This is a genomic window from Mycolicibacterium sp. CBM1, assembly GCF_054073305.1.
The window spans coordinates 181,175-199,870 of sequence record NZ_JBSXPP010000007.1 but is presented as its reverse complement, the minus strand read 5'-3'; the positions used below and the strand labels follow the sequence as shown (position 1 = coordinate 199,870).

Genomic DNA, 18,696 nt, shown 5'->3' with positions numbered 1-18,696 from the left:
CAAGTTGGGCCGATATTGTCTAGCTGAATGGCTGCCGGGAATCGTCCCGTTCGTAACGTTGGAGATATCGCCGTCGATGACAATTCCAGGAGATCGTCTCGACGCGGCCGTTGCTGAAGCTGTGGCTGGCAGCCGGGATGCCCTCCGTGAAGTTGTGGAGACCATCCGTCCCATCGTGGTCCGTTATGTCCGGGCTCGCCTGGGCGCCACGGAACGGGTAGGCCTCTCTGCCGATGACGTCGCACAGGAGGTTTGCTTGGCCGCCATACAGGCGCTGCCGCGCTACCAGGATCAGGGTCGCCCCTTCCTGGCCTTCGTGTACGGCATCGCTGCGCACAAGGTCGCCGACGCACATCGCGCCGCGGCTCGAAACAAGTCCGACCCCACCGACGTGGTGCCGGAGCGGTACTCGCTCGAGGCCGGGCCCGAGCAGATGGCGGTCAATTCTGACTCCGCGGCGCGGATGACGAAGTTGCTTCAAATTCTTCCGGAGAAACAGCGCGAAATCCTGATGCTGCGCATCGTCGTCGGGCTGTCGGCCGAGGAGACCGCCGACGCTGTCGGCAGCACTCCTGGTGCTGTGCGAGTCGCGCAGCACCGGGCACTGGCGAAACTCAAGAACGAGATTGCCGCGGCAGGTCACGACTATGCCTGACTTCGGACGCAACTCACGCAGCGACGACTCATCGCTGGACGCAATCGTCGGCACCGACCGGTTCCTCGACGCCCTGGCCGCCGGTCAGGCGCCGGTGCCGCAGGACCAGGCCGACGCGGTTCTGGCCGCCCTGCTGGGGGACTGGCGCGACGAGATGCGCTGGCCTCCCGCGACCGGGCTGATCACCGAGCGCGACGCCATCGCGGCGCTGCGGACCGGGCTGGCCGAGAAGCACAACAGTGGACGTAGCCGGCGCGGGCTGAGCATCGTCGGCGCGGTTGCCGCCGGTGTGCTCGCGATCGGCGGGTTCGGTGCGGTGGTTGCCGGTGCCGGACCGGGTGACGCGCTTTACGGCCTACGCACGATGATGTTCGGCGCACCCAAGCAGGTCCGCGACGACCAGGTGGCGCTGGCCTCGGCCAAGGAGCAGCTCGCTCAGGTGCAGCAGCTCGTCGCCGAGGGTGACTGGCAGCAGGCCCAGGACAAGCTGGTAGCCGTCAGCAACCAGGTCGCCAGCGTCGGCGACGAGCAGCAGAAGCAGGAGCTGCTCGACCAGTGGAACCAACTGTCGGCCAAGGTCGTGCAGAAGGACCCCGAAGCCACCGTGCCGCCCGGTATCACCTACACGGTGCCGCCGTCGGCGACCGAGCTGATCCCGGCCCCCGTCACCCAGACCAACGGCCCCGAGGTGCCGCCGACCAGCGTGCCCGAGCTGCCGTCGATCACCCTGTCGACCAATCCGGATGACCCGGGTACCGGTACATCGGCACCCACCGCGCCGGAGACCACGGTGGAGCCGACGACGCCGCTGGAGCAGACCTCGTCGGCCCCGACGACACCGACCTCGTCGGCCCCGACGACACCGACCACGTCGGCCCCGACCAGCTCTGCTCCGACCACGTCGGCCCCGACCAGCTCTGCTCCGACCACGACGTCGGTGCCGGCCACGACGGAGCCCACCACTACGGAGCCCACCACTACGGCGGTTTCGTCGGCGCCCACCAGTTCGTCGGCGGCCTTGGGCACCACGACCACGACGACCCTGCCCACCACGACCGCGTCGGCCAGCGCGCCGACGACGACCACTACGTCGGCGGGCCCGGTGACGACCACCACGACGACCGCAGCGGCAGCGGCGGCTCCGTCGCCGGAGGGCAGTGCCAGCTCGACGGCGGTGCTGCAAGAGTCGAGCGCGCCGTCCTCGGCCCCGGCAGCGGCGGACGTGCCCACGGCTTCGGCCAACCCGAGCACGCCGCGCACGGTCATGTCGATCCCGTCAACCGCCATGCAGACGCCGAAGAGGCAACCACCGGTTGTGATCAGCACCACGATGATGATGCCGATGCTGCCCTAGTGAGCTGGCAGGCGGCAAAACGGATCGATCCGGTCAGCCGATCAGATTTCGATGCGCCGAATTCGGACGCTCAGCGGAATCCGTCGTAGTCCGAGGTTGCCTCATTGAGCGAGGCGTCGGCATAGCCGCGGCAGTAGTCCCAGGTGACGTAGGCGTCGGGCTCCGGGTCGTAGGCCGGCTCGTGCGGGCGCACCGTGCCGTCGACCAACAATTGAAGAAGGTTGGCGCGCAACATATCCCAGTCGTGATAGTGGTCCTGCTGGCATTCGTCGCAGCACACCACCAAGCCGCGGATGCCTTTGTGGGCCAACAGTGCCTCGTAGACCGCGAGGTCGGCCAGGTCGGCCTCCACCGCGGCGCGCTCCTGAGGATCGAGCGGCTGGCCCGGCTCCAGAGCGTCCAGTGCGGCCGACGGATCGCAGGGGTCGTCGGCGAAGGGGTCGGGTGGCAGGCCTGGTGGAAGGTGGTCGCGCACGGCTCCACACTACGCAGCGCGGCGGGTATCGCGCCAGGGAACCTCGCGCCAAACCGATAGGATGGGGTGCACATTCCACCTGCTGATGGGGGCCTACCGATGACCATTGCCGAAGGCAGCACCGGCCGCATCGACGGCTTCACCGCGCACATGACTGCCCTGCTGGGCGATTCGGTTCCCACCGGCGGTGACGACCCCAACAAGATCGCGATGCTCGGCCTGACGTTCGACGACGTGCTGCTGCTGCCGGCGGCCTCCGACGTGGTGCCCGCGACGGCCGACACGTCGAGCCAGTTGACCAAGAAGATCCGGCTCAAGGTGCCGCTGGTCAGCTCGGCGATGGACACCGTGACCGAGGCCAGGATGGCCATCGCGATGGCCCGCCAGGGTGGCATGGGAGTGCTGCACCGCAACCTGTCGATCACCGAACAGGCCGGCCAGGTGGAGATGGTCAAGCGCTCCGAGGCCGGGATGGTCACCGACCCGGTTACCTGCTCGCCGGACAACACGCTGGCCGAAGTCGACGCCATGTGCGCCCGGTTCCGTATTTCGGGTCTGCCGGTCGTCGACAAGAACGGCTCCCTCGTCGGCATCATCACCAACCGCGACATGCGCTTCGAAGTCGACATGAACAAGCCGGTCTCGGAGGTGATGACCAAGTCGCCGCTGATTACCGCGCAGGAGGGCGTGACCGCCGACGCCGCCCTGGGTCTGCTGCGCCGCAACAAGATCGAGAAGCTGCCGATCGTGGACGGCCACGGCCGGCTGACCGGGTTGATCACCGTCAAGGACTTCGTCAAGACCGAGCAACATCCGCTGGCCACCAAGGACAGCGACGGTCGGCTCCTGGTGGGTGCGGCCATCGGCGTCGGCGACGACGCCTGGGATCGCGCCATGACACTGGCCGACGCCGGCGTCGACGTGCTGGTGGTCGACACTGCCCACGCGCACAACCGTCTGGTCCTGGAGATGGTCGGCAAGGTTAAGGCCGCAGTGGGCGATCGGGTCGAGGTCATCGGCGGCAATGTCGCCACCCGCAGCGCGGCGGCGGCATTGGTCGAGGCGGGTGCCGACGCCGTCAAGGTCGGGGTCGGACCAGGGTCGATCTGCACCACCCGCGTGGTCGCCGGCGTCGGCGCACCTCAAATCACGGCGATTCTGGAGGCGACGGCGGCGTGCGCACCGCACGGCGTTCCGGTGATCGCCGACGGCGGGCTGCAGTACTCCGGCGACATCGCCAAGGCGCTGGCCGCGGGCGCTTCGACGACCATGCTCGGCTCGCTGCTGGCCGGGACCGCTGAGGCCCCCGGTGACCTGATCTTTGTCAACGGCAAGCAGTTCAAGAGCTACCGCGGCATGGGCTCGCTGGGCGCCATGCAGGGCCGGGGCGCGGCCGGCTCCACTGGACGCAGCTACTCCAAGGACCGCTACTTCCAGGACGACGTGCTCTCTGAGGACAAGCTGGTGCCCGAGGGCATCGAAGGCCGGGTGCCCTTCCGTGGGCCGTTGGCCATCGTGATCCACCAGCTCACCGGCGGCCTGCGTGCCGCGATGGGCTACACCGGCGCGCACACGATTGAAGAGCTCCAGCATGCCCAGTTCGTGCGAATCACCGCCTCGGGCCTCAAGGAGAGTCACCCGCACGACATCACCATGACTGTCGAAGCGCCCAACTACTACGCCCGCTAGGGGTCCCTTGTGCGTGACATGGTTGAAATCGGCATGGGCAGAACCGCCCGCCGCACCTATGAACTCGACGACATCAACATCGTCCCGTCCCGGCGCACCCGGTCCTCCCAGGACGTGTCGACCGCCTGGCAGCTCGACGCCTACCGGTTCGAGGTCCCAGTCATGGCGCACCCGACCGACGCACTGGTCTCCCCGGAGTTCGCCATCGAGCTGGGTCGCCTCGGCGGTCTGGGAGTGCTCAACGGCGAGGGGCTGATCGGCCGGCACGCCGACGTCGAGGCCAAGATCGCCCAGGTGATCGAGGCCGCCGACAAGGAGCCCGAACCGGTGGCCGCCGTCCGGCTGCTGCAGCAGCTGCACGCCGCCCCGCTGGACCCGGAGCTGCTGGGTGCTGCGGTGGCCCGCATCCGCGATGCCGGGGTGACCACGGCCGTGCGGGTGAGCCCGCAGAACGCCCAGTTGCTGACGCCGACGCTGGTCGCTGCCGGCATCGACCTGCTGGTCATTCAGGGCACCATCATCTCGGCGGAGCGGGTGGCCCAGGATCACGGTGTCGGTGAGCCGCTGAACTTGAAGACGTTCATCTCCGAACTGGACATCCCGGTGGTGGCCGGTGGGGTGCTCGACCACCGCACCGCGCTGCACCTGATGCGGACCGGCGCGGCCGGCGTCATCGTCGGCTATGGGTCCACCTCCGGGGTGACCACCAGCGACGAGGTGCTGGGCATCAGCGTCCCGATGGCCACCGCGATCGCCGATGCAGCGGCTGCTCGGCGTGAATACCTGGACGAGACCGGCGGACGCTACGTGCACGTGCTGGCCGACGGCGACATCCACACCTCCGGTGACCTGGCCAAGGCCATTGCCTGCGGCGCCGACGCGGTGGTGCTCGGCACCCCGCTGGCCTCGGCGGCCGAGGCCCCCGGTGACGGCTGGTTCTGGCCGTCGGCGGCCGCGCATCCGTCGCTGCCTCGCGGGGCGCTGCTGCAGGTCGCGATGGGGGAGCGCCCGTCGCTGGACCGGGTACTCAACGGACCTTCCGACGATCCGTTCGGGTCGCTGAACCTGGTCGGGGGTCTGCGCCGCTCCATGGCCAAGGCGGGGTACTGCGATCTCAAGGAATTCCAGAAAGTCGGTCTCACCGTCGGCAGCTAGGTTCGCTCCCGCCGAGCAGACACAAACTTATGGATTTCGGCCCGAATTTCTATAAGTTTGTGTCTGCTGGCGGGTTGGTGGCTAGGTGTGACGCGATCCGATCGGCGAGCCGACCGGGCTTCATGCGGACATCGCGTCCGACGATCGGGATGACGGTCCAGCCCGCTTCTTGGATTCCCGCGAAGCGCGACTTGTCCCGGAGCATTTCGGCGCGCCCGGCATGCCACTCGACGCTGTCGTACTCCGCGGCGACCTTCGCGTCCGGCCACGCGAAGTCGACCCGCCACCGTTGGCCATCGAGGCCCTGGATTTCGTACTGCAGCTCTGGTGACGGCAGTCCGTAGTCGATCATCACCAGCCTGGTCTCGCTTTCCATGGCGGACTCCGCGCGGCCGTCAGCGACGTTGAGCAGTGTCCGCACTGTGACGATTCCCCGCCTGCCGCGTTGTTCGGCGACGGCCTGCACGAGTTGCTCCCGAGTGCACCACGCTGAGTGCAGAGCCGCGTCGAGCGTCGCGAGTGCACGGGGCCGTGGGAGTTGCCTGGCCACCTCGACGGCAGTCCAGGCAGGCGTTGTCGCCAGCCGGCCGGCGATCCGCTGGATCGGTGCACCGGTGCGCTGATGCACCATCAGGCCGACCGTCGGGCGCATCCGGGTGCCGTCGTCGAACACGTGGATTGTGGCGGTTCTTTCGGTATCGAAGCCGTACAGGGCAGCAGCGGTGCCCAGGCATGCCACCGCTTCTTGGCCCATGACCACGTCCAGTGCTGCGAGCCGGTCGGCCATGGTCGGCGTCCGTGCCGTGTAGACCCCGGACCACACGCGGATCAAGCTGCCTCGGCGTACCTGGGCGTCGAGTTGTTGGCGCGTCATGCCGGCCAACAACTGAGTGGTGGTGGCGATCCCCCCTGTGGCGCGCAGCGCCTTCAGCAGATCCGACATGCCGGCGATGCTGGTGCCTGGGCCGCGACGGCGGCAGTCAGGTTCCGGGGTGGCTGGGGATAGTCACCGCGCTCCCGCGCCGAGCAGACACAAACTTATGGATTTCGGCCCGAATTTCTATAAGTTTGTGTCTGCTCGCCAGGGCGAACTCGGGGAAGTTAGGCATCCCTATCTAGCATGTTACCGACGGGTAAGTTCATACTGGATCCATGGAGCCTGATTTCGACGTCCTGATCATCGGTTCTGGTTTCGGCGGCAGCGTCAGCGCCCTTCGGCTCACCGAGAAGGGCTACAAAGTCGGTGTCCTGGAAGCCGGCAGACGCTTCGCCGACCACGAGTTCGCCAAGACGTCGTGGCGGCTGCGGGAGTTCCTCTGGGCGCCCAAACTCGGGTGCTACGGCATCCAGCGCATCCATCTGCTGCGCAACGTGATGATCCTGGCCGGCGCCGGGGTGGGCGGCGGGTCGTTGAACTACGCCAACACCCTGTACGTGCCGCCGGCCCCGTTCTTCAACGACCCGCAATGGAAGAACATCACCGACTGGCGCGCCGAGCTCATGCCGCACTACGACCAGGCGCAGCGGATGCTGGGTGTGGTCAAGAACCCGACGTTCACCGACGCCGACCGCATCATGAAGGAAGTGGCCGACGAGATGGGCGTCGGCGACACCTTCACCCCGACCCCCGTCGGCGTCTTCTTCGGGCCGAACGGGGAGAAGGCGCCGGGAAAGACCGTCCCGGATCCCTACTTCGGCGGCGTCGGTCCGGCGCGAACCGGCTGCATCGAGTGTGGCGAGTGCATGACGGGATGTCGGCACGGTGCCAAGAACACCCTGGTCAAGAACTACCTCGGATTAGCTGAAAAGGCTGGGGCGCAAGTGTTTCCGATGACCACCGTCACCGGTTTCCGCCAGCGCCCCGACGGTGTCTGGGAGATCCACACCGCGCGTACGGGGCGGGTCGTCCGCAAGAGCCGGCGCACCTTCACCGCCGATCAGCTGATCCTCGCGGCGGGCACCTGGGGCACTCAGCAGCTGCTGTTCAAGATGCGCGACACCGGCACCCTGCCCAAGCTGTCCGACAAGCTGGGCGTGCTGACCCGCACCAATTCCGAATCGATCGTGGGCGCCGGCCGACTGCAGGCGCGCCCCGACCTCGACCTCACCCATGGTGTGGCCATCACGTCGTCGATCCATCCCACCCCGGACACCCACATCGAGCCCTGCCGCTACGGCAAGGGCTCCAACGCGATGGGGTTGCTGCAAACCCTGATGACCGACGGACCGGGACCCGACGGCAGTGACGTGCCGCGCTGGAAGCAGCTGTTCGTCAACGCCGGCGAAGACCCGAAGAGCATGCTGCGGATGCTCAGCCCGCGTCGCTGGAGTGAGCGCACCATGATCTCGCTGGTGATGCAGCACCTGGACAACTCGATCACCACCTACACCAAACGCGGTGTACTCGGCCTGCGCCGGATGACCAGTAAGCAGGGCCACGGCGAGCCCAACCCGACCTGGATTCCGGTGGGCAACCAGGTCACCCGGCGGATCGCCGAGAAGATCGACGGCGTGGCCGGCGGGACCTGGGGTGAGTTGTTCAACATCCCGCTGACCGCCCACTTCCTCGGCGGCGCCGCGATCGCGGAGACTCCGGACAACGGTGTGATCGACCCTTATCAGCGGGTGCACGGCTACCCGAGCATGCATGTCATGGACGGCGCGGCCATCTCGGCCAACCTCGGCGTCAACCCGTCGCTGTCGATCACCGCGCAGGCTGAACGCGCAACGTCGTTGTGGCCCAACAAGAACGAAGACGATCAACGGCCCCAGCAGGGTCAGCCGTATCAGCGGCTGGCGCCGATCGCGCCGAAGAACCCAGTGGTGCCCGTCGACGCACCCGGTGGCCTACGCAACCTGCCGATCGAACCGGTCAACACCGGCCGGTAGTCGTCGACCGCTTCCTCGGCGTGCCAGCGCGGCGCGCGTCGGGGCAGCAGGACCGGCCTGGTCCGCGGGGCCACCGCAGTCGGCTCCCGCGTCGTCAACTCCAGCTCGTGGCCGGAGTGTCGGATGGTGAACCTGCCGTCGAGGTCGTCGCGCACCGCGTCGGGTAGACCAGCACGGTCGACCTCCGCTGTTGTGTCCTGTGTGCTGTCCATTCCCGTTCTCGTCCCGTTCTCGGCACAGAACATGCCTGCGGCCGGATGGCCGCTGGTGGGCCGATCCGTCGCACTAGACTCATTGCGTGAGTTCCCCATCGCCTCGCCCCGTGTTGGTGGTCGACTTCGGTGCCCAGTACGCCCAGCTGATCGCGCGACGAGTCCGGGAAGCCCGGGTGTTTTCCGAGGTCATCCCGCACACCGCGACCGTCGACGAGATCAAGGCCAAGGATCCGCAGGCGATCGTGCTGTCCGGCGGGCCGGCCAGTGTCTACGCCGAGGGAGCACCGCAGCTCGATCCCGCCCTGTTCGATCTCGACGTGCCGGTGTTCGGGATCTGCTATGGCTTTCAGGCCATGGCGCAGGCCCTCGGCGGTGAGGTAGCCCACACCGGCACCAGTGAGTACGGCCGCACTGAAATGGAAGTGCTTGGCGGCGAACTGCATTCGGGGCTGCCGGGTAAGCAGCCGGTGTGGATGAGCCACGGCGACGCCGTCACCGCTGCCCCCAGCGGCTTCGAGGTGGTGGCGGTCAGCTCCGGTGCGCCTGTCGCGGCGTTCGAGAACCGGGCACGCCGGCTGGCCGGGGTGCAGTACCACCCGGAGGTCATGCACACGCCGCACGGGCAGCAGGTGCTCAGCCGGTTCCTGCACGATTTCGCCGGAATCGGGGCCAGCTGGACACCGGCGAACATCGCCGAGAGTCTGATCGAGCAGGTGCGCCAGCAGATCGGTGACGGCAAGGCCATCTGCGGGCTGTCCGGCGGAGTGGACTCCGCGGTGGCCGCGGCGCTGGTGCAGCGCGCCGTCGGGGATCGGCTGACGTGTGTGTTCGTCGACCACGGTTTGTTGCGTGCCGGCGAACGGGCGCAGGTGCAAAGGGATTTCGTGGCCGCCACCGGTGCCCGGCTGGTGACAGTGGACGCCGAGGCGCGGTTCCTCGAGGCGCTGTCCGGGGTACACGACCCGGAGGGCAAGCGCAAGATCATCGGCCGGGAGTTCATCCGCGCGTTCGAAGGTGCGGTGCGCGACCTACTGGCCGAGGGTGACTCCGATGCCGATTCCGGGGGCCACCCCATCGATTTCCTGGTGCAGGGCACCCTGTATCCGGACGTCGTCGAATCCGGCGGAGGAACCGGAACGGCGAACATCAAGAGTCACCACAATGTCGGCGGCTTGCCGGCCGACCTGAAGTTCAAGCTCGTCGAGCCGCTGCGGCTGCTGTTCAAGGACGAGGTGCGTGCGGTCGGTCGTGAACTGGGCCTACCTGAGGAAATCGTTGCGCGCCAACCTTTCCCGGGGCCGGGGCTGGGCATTCGGATCGTCGGCGAGGTGACGGCGGCCCGGTTGGACACGCTGCGCCGCGCCGACTTGATCGCCCGCGAGGAACTGACATCGGCCGGTCTGGACGGCCAGATCTGGCAGTGCCCGGTGGTGCTGCTGGGTGATGTCCGTTCGGTCGGTGTTCAGGGTGACGGACGCACCTATGGCCATCCGATCGTGCTGCGGCCGGTGTCCAGTGAGGACGCGATGACCGCTGACTGGACGCGGGTGCCCTATGAGGTGCTCGAGCGTATCTCCACCCGCATCACTAACGAGGTGCCCGAGGTGAACCGGGTGGTGCTCGACATCACGAGCAAGCCACCCGGCACCATCGAGTGGGAGTGATTCTCGGTTAAGTCCTTGACGCGGCCGCGATTTCGGCGATCGCTGCGTCGAGCGTCTTGTCGAATTCCGCGTCGCTCTGCTGGGCGGTCAGTCCCTCGGTCAGCGCGCGGGAGAAGCTGGCGATGACACCGTGGTTGCGTGCCAGTCGTTCGCAGGCCTCGGCGCGGGAGTAGCCGCCGGACAGGGCGAGCACCCGCATCACCTTGGGGTGGTCGACCAGATCGCGGTAGAGGTCGTCGGTGTCGGGCAGGGTGAGTTTGAGCATGACCTGCTGATCGTCGCCGAGTGCGCCGAGGTGGTCGATGATCGCGGCTTTGAGCTGGTCTTCGGCCGCACCCTTCTTGGGGGAGTGAATGTCGACTTCGGGTTCGATGATCGGCACCAGGCCGGCGGCCAGGATCTGACGGGCCACCTCGAACTGCTGGTCGACGACGGCGTCGAGCCCGCCGCCGGGCAGTTTCACGACCGAGCGCATCTTGGTGCCGAAGATGCCTTTGGCAACCGCGCGGGAGAGCAAATCGTCGAGACCGTCGATGGGTTTCATCACCTGGGCGCCGTCCTGTTCGGCGGCCAGGCCCTTGTCGACCTTGAGGATCGGCACGATGTTCTTGACGTTCCACAGGTAGTCGGCGGTCGGGCGGCCCTCGATGTCGCGGTCCATGGTCATCTCGAACAGGATCGCGGCGATGATCCGGTCGCCGTTGAAGCTGCGGCTGGTGATGATCCGGGTGCGCATCTGGTGAACCAGGTCGAACATCGCTTCGTCACCGGTGTACTCGTCCTCGGCGATGCCATAGAGCTTCAACGCCTTGGGAGTGCTGCCGCCGCTTTGATCCAGCGCGGCGACGAAGCCGTCTCGGTGGGCGAGTTTCTCGGCCTGCTCGCTGTTCTGTGCCATCGTGTCGTCCCCTTTCCCCGCGGTCCCGTCGTTGGGTGGACCCGCCTGAGTGCATGGTGCCAGCCCGGGTGACGGCGTCGCGGCGGGGGCTAGGAGGTGGCGTGATCGTCTCTCTCGTCCCATCTGTCACGGGCGTCCCCAACGCTTGACGCTGTCGGGAGGTGGGTGTTTACTCACATCATCGAACATGCGTTCGAATATAGTGCACATCGATCGCGGCTGGAGGTGAGCGTTGGCGGCGCCGATTGCCCTGGGGGAGCGTCAGCTCAACCGTGCTGAACAGCTACAACAGCTCCGTCGTCAGATGGCGGCGGTCGGGGGGAAGGTCGGTGCCGCGCCGCCGGCCCCGGACCCCGCCGAGGCGGTTCTACCGGCCTCGGAAAGTTTGCTACCGGTTCCCGAATCGCTGGCAGAGCTGCTGCCCGGGGGGTTGCCGCGGGGGGCGGTGGCGGTGGTCTCGGGAGCCCGCTCCCTACCGGTGAGCATGGCCGCCGCCGTGACAGCCGGCGGTGGCCACGTGGCCGTCGTCGGATTGCCCGACTTCGGCTTGCTGGCCGCCGCGGAGATGGGGGCGGATCTGAGCCGGTTCGCGGTGATCCCGGACCCGGGCACCGATCCGGTGGAAGTGGCCGCGGTGTTGATGGACGGGATGGACCTGGTCGTGCTGGGTCTGGCCGGCCGAACGGTGACCGCCACCCGGGCACGGGCGGTGGTGGCCCGGGCCCGGCAGAAGGGCTGCACCCTGCTGATCGCACGGGGGGAGTGGCAGGGTGCCACGATGCGCCTCGACGCCCGGGTGCGCGGCTACGAGATAACCGCGGGCAGGGGTGGTGTCCCGGTGGCGGGCTGTGGACGAATCAGCAGGGTGCGGTTGTCCGTCCGGGCGCAGGGCCGTGCCGCGCGGTCCCGGGTGGGTTGACGTGAGTGGGCGGGTGTTGGCGATCTGGTGCATGGACTGGCCGGCGGTGGCCGCGGCGGCCGCCGCCGGGTTGCCGGCGACGGCCCCGGTGGCGGTCACGCTGGCCAACCGGGTGATCGCCTGTTCGGCGGCCGCTCGCGCGGGCGGGGTGCGCCGCACGCTGCGCCGCCGGGAGGCACAGGCGCGATGCCCGCAGCTGCATGTGGCCACCGCCGATCCCGCCCGTGACGCTCGGTTCTTCGAGGGGGTGACCGCGGCGGTGGACGACGTGGTGCCCCGTGCCGAGGTGCTGCGCCCCGGCCTGCTGGTGTTGTCCGTTACCGGGGCGGCCCGTTACTTCGGTTCCGAACAGGCCGCCGCCGAGCGGTTGGTCGACGCGGTGGCCGCTGCCGGTGCCGAATGTCAGGTGGGTATTGCCGATCAATTGGCGACGGCGGTCTTCGCCGCCCGGGCCGGCAGGGTGATCGAACCCGGTGCCGATGCGGCGTTTCTGTCCGCCCTGTCCATCCGGCAGTTGGCCGCCGAACCGAGTCTGTCCGGTCCGGGTCGCGAAGAGCTGGCCGACCTGTTGTGGCGCATGGGGATTCGTAACTTCGGCCAGTTCGCGGTGCTGTCCCGCACCGATGTGTCCTCCCGGTTCGGTGCCGATGCGGTAGCCGCACACCGGTTCGCGCGCGGCGAACCGATGCGCGGGCCGTCGGGCCGGGAACCGGCGGCCGACCTCGATGCAGTGCTGCACTGCGATCCGCCGATCGATCGAGTCGACGCCGCCGCGTTCGCGGGCAGGACGCTGGCCGGTGCCCTCCATCGCAGCCTGGAGGCGGCCGGAGTCGGGTGCACTCGGCTGGCCATCCATGCCGTCACGGCAACCGGTAGTGAGATCACCCGGGTATGGCGATGTGCCGAACCGCTCACCGAGGAGGCCACCGCCGACCGGGTCCGCTGGCAGCTCGACGGCTGGCTCAACAAACGCAGGTCCGACGACCGACCGAACGCGCCGGTGATCATGTTGCGGTTGCAGCCGGTGGAAATTGTTTCCGCCGAGGCGCTTCAGCTTCCGCTGTGGGGCGGCCTCGGGGAGGAGGACCGGCTGCGGGCCCGCCGGGCGTTGATCCGGGTGCAGGGCCTATTGGGTCAGGAGGCGGTGCAGTTGCCGGTGCGCTCGGGTGGGCGCGGGCCTGCCGAGCGCATCACCTTGACCCCGCTCGGTGACGAACAGGTGCCCAGGGCCGCCCCGGACCGGCCCTGGCCCGGCCGGCTGCCGGAGCCCGCCCCGGCGGTCATCCTCGACGATCCGGTGGAACTGCTTGACGCCGAAGGCAATCCGGTACGGGTGACCACTCGCGGGATGTTCACCGCCGAACCCGCCCGATTGGACGGCCACTACCGAGGTGACCTGAGCTGGTGGGCCGGGCCGTGGCCGGTTGACGAACGGTGGTGGGATCAAGGCCACGGGGCCAGGACCGGTCGTACGGCGCGGGCGCAGGTCCTGGTGGGCGACAACCGGTCCGGCGGTGAGCCGGGCACCGCGCTGCTGCTGTGCTACCGGCAGCGCCGGTGGTATCTGGAAGGCGTCTACGAATGAGCCAGCCCGCGCGCGAAGGGCCCCACCCGGTCGATGAATCGATCGAAGAAGGCTGCCGGGTCGACGTCCATTCCGACGTGCGCGTTGTGCTCCCGGCGCCAGTGCCTGCTCCAGTCGGCGATGGTCATCCCGCGGGTGAGCGTTCCGGTGAGCTCGACGTCGACGGTCGTGGCCCGGGTCTGCACCAGGCCTGGATCCAGCGCCACCGCCGCGGCGAGCGGGTCGTGCAGGTGCGCCAGATAGCCTTCACCCTGGTCGAAGTGGAACTCGAAATAGAACCGCATCGCATCCTCGAGTGCCCGGATCAGTGGGTTGTCGGCCACCGACCTGATACCCCGGGAGTCGAGCACGCTCATCGCCACCGTCGTCGAACCCGCCGCACCGGCCAGCCGTGCCAGGATCGCCGGCGTCAGCGCGATGTTCTCGGTGAGGTTCAGTCCGCAGACGATCGGAAGCTGGTGCGGTTCAATCATTGTCGACTCCGCGGCCCGCCCCCATGCATCGAACACCTCGGCGGCCGCCTCCGGGTCGACGCTGATGTTCCACTCGGCCACCGGGGTGGTGTTCCCGCGGTAGTCGAAGGAGCCGCCCATGATCACCAACCGGCGCAGCAGGGCGGGCAGATTCGGTTCGGCGCGCACCGCCAGTGCAAGGTTGGTCAGCGGCCCGGTGACCAAGCCGATCAACTCGCCCGGCAACGCGTGAGCGGCCCGCACCCAAGCCTCGGCCGCGTCGTACTCGGTCAGTTCGCGGGTGTGCGTGGGTAATTCGGCATAGCCCACCCCGGCAGGACCGTGGGTATCTTCGGCGGTGCGCATCGGCGCGCTCAGTGGTTGATCGGCACCGCGGGACACCGGGATCGAGCCGGCCCGGCACAGTTCGAGCAGGCCGAGATTGTTGCGGCACACGTGATCCACCGTGACATTGCCACCAGTGGAGGCGATCCCGACCAGCTCCGCGTCGGGGCTGGCCAGCAGATACACCAGCGCCATCGCATCGTCGACGCCGGTGTCCACATCGGCGAAAACGGGCAGTGCTTGCTGGAATGCCTGCTGGAATTCCCCGATCGTCACCGCGGTAACGATACCGGTCGATGCGCGCGAATCCGGTGTCGGCGTCGCCACCCCACCAGTGGATGCCGGGCACCATCCGCACGACGCGCTTCACCGGACGTGGTGCAGCCAACCTGACCCGCCGGTGACGCGGTCTGGTCTGCGTCGCCACCGGTGCCCTGCGGGGGGACGCCGCGCGCGGGCCGCCGAATCCGGGTAGCCGAGGTAGAGCTGGTGCAGCACCCGGCGCGCCAGCCTGGGCGTGAATGGCCGGCCTCGGCCAGTGTTCCCAGCGGTTGCTGCGTGGCGGTGGACAGCCGCTGGCCGAGGTCGAAATCGTCCTCGGCCGCGTTCCGGGACGCACCGTTGCGGCAGTTCACCACGTGGTCCACGTCGGGCATCACCGCATCCCCGTCTACGGCATGCACCCGCGAGCCCCGCTGCGCCGAGAGGGGGTCGAAGGCGGCCCGTGCCGACGCGTCGATCGGCACCCAGACCTGTGCGTCTTGGTGGAAGATCAGCAGGTCGCACACCACACGCCCGCCGATGAACCCGTTCAGGCGGGCGTCAACCACCGATCGCGGAACCAGTCCGGCCACTGCCGCTTGCCGAACGTCGTCGCGTCGACACACACGTGCACCATCGTCGCCTCAGCGATCACCTCGTCGCCGCGCCGGACCACGTAGGTACTGCGCAACGACGTCTGTCCCGGCTCATCGAGGGCGACGTCGATCACCAGGTCGTCGTCGAAGTGCGCCGGCCGCCGGAACTGCAGTTCCGCGGCCGCCACCACCACGTCGATACCGCCGTCGATCAGCACCTGATACCCGCCGACCAGGTCGCGGAGGGCCTCGGTGTGGGCCATGTCGATCCACGTCAGGTAGTGGGCGTTGAACACCCGACCCTGCATGTCGCACTCCACGTAGCGCACCCGCAGCGGCATGGCGAACTGTGCGGTGTCCATCTCACATCCTCAGGGCAGGCTCAAAACGAGGTGATGCCGTCCCAGTCCTGAAGTGTCCAGCCGATCGCCGGGTTGCCGGTCACCACCACCCGACCGGTGTTGGGCAGCGGGTGGTCGGCCAGCAGGCTGTTCCTGGCGTTGCGGGCATTCAGCAGAATCCACATCATGATTGACGCGGAACTGGAGAACGCGACCGGCTTGGTGTTGCCGCTGTCGTAGATGCGCTGCACGGCCGCGGTGAACGCGCCGTTGAACTGGGTACCGCTGACCGAGCCGGGGATCGAGAAGCTGGTGTCGCCGCGCAACCAGTCGATCGGGGCCACCATGTACGTCGACGCTGCTGTATCGGCTTTCTCTCCGTTGAACCAGCCCGCCGGAATCTCGTTGAGGCCGGGCAGCACGGTGACCTGCTCGCCGAGCGCCTTGGCCATCGGGGCCGCGGTCTGCTGGGTGCGCACCATCTCCGAGGCATAGATGCCGTCGTAGCGATTGCTCTCCAGCCGGCTGGCCACCGACGCGGCCTGCTGCTGCCCGACCGGCGTCAACGACGGTCCTGGCACGGATGTGTCGATGACACCGGCAGAGTTGGCTTCCGACTCCCCGTGCCGGATGAACGTCAGCGTGATCGTGCGGTCCTTCGGCGCGGCCGAGCTACATCCGGCGAGAAGGACGACTGCGACGAGCGCGACGATCGCCGCGACGAGGGTCCGGGTGCGGGAAAGGTGCATGGGCATAGCGTGCCTTGTCCACCGCCGCGGCGGTGAGATTTCGGCTAGTGCGACGATGGAGTTTCCCTTGACCCCTTCTGGAGGAGCGCGCCAATGGCCATCGACCCAAAGGCGATCGGAGCGGTCACCGAACCCCAGCTCACCCAGTGGACCGACCGCGACACCATGCTCTACGCACTCGGCGTCGGTGCGGGTACCGAGGACCTGGCGTTCACCACCGACAACAGCCATGGCATCCCCCAACAGGTGCTGCCGACTTTCGCGGTGATCTGCTGTCCGGCGTTCGGGGCGGCCACCAAGGTCGGCTCGTTCAACTGGGGCATGTTGTTGCACGGCTCCCAAGAGATTCGGCTGCACGCACCGCTGCCTGCCTCGGGTTCGCTGTCGGTGACCTCCGAGGTGGCCGACATCCAGGACAAGGGCGAGGGCAAGAACGCGATCATCGTGATGCGCGGGCGCGGCATCGATCCGGCCACCGGTGAGCTGATCGCCGAGACGCTGTCCACGGCGGTCATCCGCGGCGAGGGTGGTTTCGGTGGCCAGCCCGGGCAGCGGCCGGCTGCCCCGGAGTTCCCCGACCGGGAGCCCGATGCCCGGATCGCCATGCCCACCCGCCCGGATCAGGCGCTGCTGTACCGGCTTTCCGGGGATCGCAACCCGTTGCACAGCGATCCGTGGTTCGCCCGCGAGATGGCTGGGTTCGACCGCCCGATCCTGCATGGGCTGTGCACCTACGGCTTCGCCGGGCGGGCGTTGCTCGCGGAATTGGCGGGCAACGACGCTACGAAGCTCACCGCGGTCAGCGTGCGGTTCTCGGCCCCGGTGTTCCCCGGCGAGACGCTGACGACGTCGATCTGGCGCACCGAGGCGGGCCGGGCGGTCTATCGCACCGAGGCCGGCGGGCCGGACGGTTCCAACACACGGATCGTGCTCGACGACGGCTGGGCCGAATACACCGGCTGACCGCGGCTACGCGCAGGAACTACCCGACCACGCCGCCGACGAAGTGGCCGATGCCGAACGTGATGGCCATGGCCAGCGCGCCGCCGACTACGACCCGTTGTATCGCCCGCCCGGGGGCGGCGCCGCCGAGCCGGGCGCTGACCCAGCCGGTGGCAGCCAGCGCGATCAGCACCGCGACGAACGTGATCGGGATGCGAATCGTCGCCGGCGGCAACAGGATTGCCAGCAGCGGCAGCAGCGCCCCGACGGTGAACGCCAGCGCTGAGGAGAGAGCCGCCTGCCAGGGGTTGGTCAGATCGTCAGGGTCGATGCGCAGCTCGATGTCGACGTGCGCCGCGAACGCGTCGTGGTCGGTCAGCTCCTCGGCCACCGTGCGAGCCGTCGCCGGGGACAGGCCCTTGGCCTCGTAGAGCGCGGCGAGTTCCTCTAATTCGGCTACCGGCTGGGTCTCGAGTTCGGTGCGCTCCTTGCCCAGCATCGCCCTCTCGGAGTCGCGCTGGGTGCTCACCGAGACGTATTCGCCGACGGCCATCGACAGCGCACCGGCGGCCAGTGCAGCGATGCCGGCGGTGAAGATCGGGCCGCGCTCGGTGCTGGCGGCCGCGACGCCGACGACGATGCCGGCGGTCGACACGATGCCGTCGTTGGCGCCGAGCACCCCGGCCCGAAGCCAGTTCAGTCGGCCACCGAAGGCGCCGTGGTGCGGTTCGGCCGGGTGTGTCGGCTGCTCTGCTGCGGAGGTCACGTCTGCAGCGTAGGACCTTGCCCGTAGCGCCGCGCGATGTCTTCCGAACCTGCCCAGCCCGAGTAGGTCGGCCGCTGCGGCCAGCCGTCGGGGGAGTCCTGCCATTCTTCCTGGCGGCCCCACGGCAACACGTCGATCAAGGCGAAGGAGTGGCTGAGTTGTTCAGTGCCACGGCCATTGGTCTGCCAGGTGCGGTACACCCGGTTGTCACCGTCCCGCAAGAAAACGTTCACCGCGAACCCGCCACCGGGGCCGGCGTCGACGTCGGCCCCGAACGGGCTCTCCGAGGACGAGTACCAGTCCATCGTGTTGCCCACCTTGGCCTTGTAGGCCAGCGCCTCCTCGATGGGTCCGTTGGTGACGATGACGAAGCGGGCGTCGTAGTTCTCCAGGAATTCCAGCCGGGTGAACTGCGAAGTGAACCCGGTGCAGCCCGGGCACTGCCATTCGGCACCGTCGGTCCACATGTGGTGGTAGACGATCAGCTGCGAGCGCCCGTCGAACACCTCGGCCAGGCAGACCGGCCCGTCCTCGCCGATGAGGACGTACTTGGGCATCTCGACCATCGGCAACCTGCGGCGCTGCGCGGCGACGGCGTCCAGTTCGCGGGTGGCGGCCTTCTCCCGCCTGCGAAGTTCGGCGAGCGCGGCGCGCCAGGTCTGCTGATCGACTACCGGGGGCAGGGCGGACATGGGGACTCCTAACTTTCGGGTGCCGGCACAAGGATTGACTCGTCCCGCCCCCGA

The 18,696-nt window shown here is 68.3% G+C and carries 18 protein-coding genes; 9 read left to right on the top strand and 9 right to left on the bottom strand.

Annotated features, from left to right (window positions below; genetic code table 11):
- The first annotated feature begins 76 nt into the window (after positions 1 to 76).
- Both ACXDF8_RS12440 and ACXDF8_RS12435 read left to right on the top strand, forming a co-directional pair.
- Positions 77 to 655, top strand: a complete 579-nt coding sequence (locus ACXDF8_RS12440; protein WP_457223558.1) for a sigma-70 family RNA polymerase sigma factor — start codon at positions 77 to 79, stop codon at positions 653 to 655.
- Entirely contained in the window at positions 648 to 2,009 is a 1,362-nt protein-coding gene (locus tag ACXDF8_RS12435; protein WP_457223557.1) for an anti-sigma-D factor RsdA, read from the top strand. The genes ACXDF8_RS12440 and ACXDF8_RS12435 overlap by 8 nt, the downstream gene beginning before the upstream one ends.
- A gap of 70 nt (positions 2,010 to 2,079) precedes the next feature.
- Here the strand turns inward: ACXDF8_RS12435 and ACXDF8_RS12430 are convergent, their stop codons facing one another.
- On the bottom strand, positions 2,080 to 2,484 hold the full coding sequence (locus ACXDF8_RS12430; RefSeq protein WP_135425269.1) for a DUF5319 domain-containing protein: 405 nt from the start codon (positions 2,482 to 2,484) through the stop codon (positions 2,080 to 2,082).
- Between the two features lie 150 nt (positions 2,485 to 2,634).
- On the opposite strand from ACXDF8_RS12430, the gene guaB reads away from it, so the two are divergent.
- Positions 2,635 to 4,173 carry an IMP dehydrogenase gene (gene guaB, locus ACXDF8_RS12425; protein ID WP_457223609.1) on the top strand — a complete coding sequence of 513 codons (1,539 nt, stop codon included), beginning with the start codon at positions 2,635 to 2,637 and terminating at the stop codon, positions 4,171 to 4,173.
- Positions 4,174 to 4,191: 18 nt separating this feature from the next.
- Positions 4,192 to 5,328: a GuaB3 family IMP dehydrogenase-related protein gene (locus tag ACXDF8_RS12420; protein ID WP_457223556.1), complete on the top strand. Its 1,137-nt coding sequence runs from the start codon at positions 4,192 to 4,194 to the stop codon at positions 5,326 to 5,328.
- Positions 5,329 to 5,377: 49 nt separating this feature from the next.
- Here ACXDF8_RS12420 and ACXDF8_RS12415 read toward each other — a convergent pair whose 3' ends face one another.
- Positions 5,378 to 6,271 carry a type IV toxin-antitoxin system AbiEi family antitoxin gene (locus ACXDF8_RS12415; RefSeq protein WP_457223555.1) on the bottom strand — a complete coding sequence of 298 codons (894 nt, stop codon included), beginning with the start codon at positions 6,269 to 6,271 and terminating at the stop codon, positions 5,378 to 5,380.
- Between the two features lie 209 nt (positions 6,272 to 6,480).
- Between ACXDF8_RS12415 and ACXDF8_RS12410 the strand changes: the two genes are divergently transcribed.
- Together ACXDF8_RS12410 and guaA are read left to right on the top strand one after the other, a co-directional pair.
- Positions 6,481 to 8,217: an FAD-dependent oxidoreductase gene (locus ACXDF8_RS12410; protein ID WP_457223554.1), complete on the top strand. Its 1,737-nt coding sequence runs from the start codon at positions 6,481 to 6,483 to the stop codon at positions 8,215 to 8,217.
- A 298-nt stretch (positions 8,218 to 8,515) separates the two neighbouring features.
- Entirely contained in the window at positions 8,516 to 10,096 is a 1,581-nt protein-coding gene (guaA, locus tag ACXDF8_RS12405) for a glutamine-hydrolyzing GMP synthase (RefSeq protein WP_457223553.1), read from the top strand.
- A 7-nt stretch (positions 10,097 to 10,103) separates the two neighbouring features.
- Here guaA and ACXDF8_RS12400 read toward each other — a convergent pair whose 3' ends face one another.
- Positions 10,104 to 10,994 (bottom strand): fructose bisphosphate aldolase, encoded by an 891-nt coding sequence (locus tag ACXDF8_RS12400; protein ID WP_457223552.1) that lies wholly within the window; start codon positions 10,992 to 10,994, stop codon positions 10,104 to 10,106.
- 232 nt (positions 10,995 to 11,226) lie between these two features.
- Between ACXDF8_RS12400 and ACXDF8_RS12395 the strand changes: the two genes are divergently transcribed.
- Positions 11,227 to 11,913: a DnaE2-dependent mutagenesis accessory factor ImuA' gene (locus tag ACXDF8_RS12395; protein WP_457223551.1), complete on the top strand. Its 687-nt coding sequence runs from the start codon at positions 11,227 to 11,229 to the stop codon at positions 11,911 to 11,913.
- Between the two features lie 31 nt (positions 11,914 to 11,944).
- Positions 11,945 to 13,498, top strand: a complete 1,554-nt coding sequence (locus ACXDF8_RS12390; protein WP_457223608.1) for a DNA polymerase Y family protein — start codon at positions 11,945 to 11,947, stop codon at positions 13,496 to 13,498.
- Here the strand turns inward: ACXDF8_RS12390 and ACXDF8_RS12385 are convergent.
- Genes ACXDF8_RS12385 through ACXDF8_RS12370 form a run of 4 tightly spaced genes read right to left on the bottom strand, consistent with a single transcriptional unit; the run spans position 13,489 to position 16,242 of the window.
- Positions 13,489 to 14,532, bottom strand: a complete 1,044-nt coding sequence (locus ACXDF8_RS12385; RefSeq protein WP_457223607.1) for a nucleoside hydrolase — start codon at positions 14,530 to 14,532, stop codon at positions 13,489 to 13,491. The genes ACXDF8_RS12390 and ACXDF8_RS12385 overlap by 10 nt on opposite strands.
- A 35-nt stretch (positions 14,533 to 14,567) precedes the next feature.
- Positions 14,568 to 15,125 carry a hypothetical protein gene (locus ACXDF8_RS12380; protein ID WP_457223550.1) on the bottom strand — a complete coding sequence of 186 codons (558 nt, stop codon included), beginning with the start codon at positions 15,123 to 15,125 and terminating at the stop codon, positions 14,568 to 14,570.
- Positions 15,107 to 15,514, bottom strand: a complete 408-nt coding sequence (locus ACXDF8_RS12375; protein ID WP_457223549.1) for an acyl-CoA thioesterase — start codon at positions 15,512 to 15,514, stop codon at positions 15,107 to 15,109. The genes ACXDF8_RS12380 and ACXDF8_RS12375 overlap by 19 nt, the downstream gene beginning before the upstream one ends.
- Positions 15,515 to 15,534: 20 nt before the next feature.
- Entirely contained in the window at positions 15,535 to 16,242 is a 708-nt protein-coding gene (locus ACXDF8_RS12370) for a histidine phosphatase family protein (protein ID WP_457223548.1), read from the bottom strand.
- Between the two features lie 93 nt (positions 16,243 to 16,335).
- On the opposite strand from ACXDF8_RS12370, the gene ACXDF8_RS12365 reads away from it, so the two are divergent.
- Positions 16,336 to 17,205: a MaoC/PaaZ C-terminal domain-containing protein gene (locus ACXDF8_RS12365; protein ID WP_457223547.1), complete on the top strand. Its 870-nt coding sequence runs from the start codon at positions 16,336 to 16,338 to the stop codon at positions 17,203 to 17,205.
- A gap of 19 nt (positions 17,206 to 17,224) precedes the next feature.
- Here ACXDF8_RS12365 and ACXDF8_RS12360 read toward each other — a convergent pair whose 3' ends face one another.
- Entirely contained in the window at positions 17,225 to 17,950 is a 726-nt protein-coding gene (locus ACXDF8_RS12360; protein ID WP_457223546.1) for a VIT1/CCC1 transporter family protein, read from the bottom strand.
- Positions 17,947 to 18,642, bottom strand: a complete 696-nt coding sequence (locus ACXDF8_RS12355) for a DUF899 domain-containing protein (RefSeq protein WP_457223545.1) — start codon at positions 18,640 to 18,642, stop codon at positions 17,947 to 17,949. The genes ACXDF8_RS12360 and ACXDF8_RS12355 overlap by 4 nt, the downstream gene beginning before the upstream one ends.
- Positions 18,643 to 18,696: the final 54 nt, after the last annotated feature.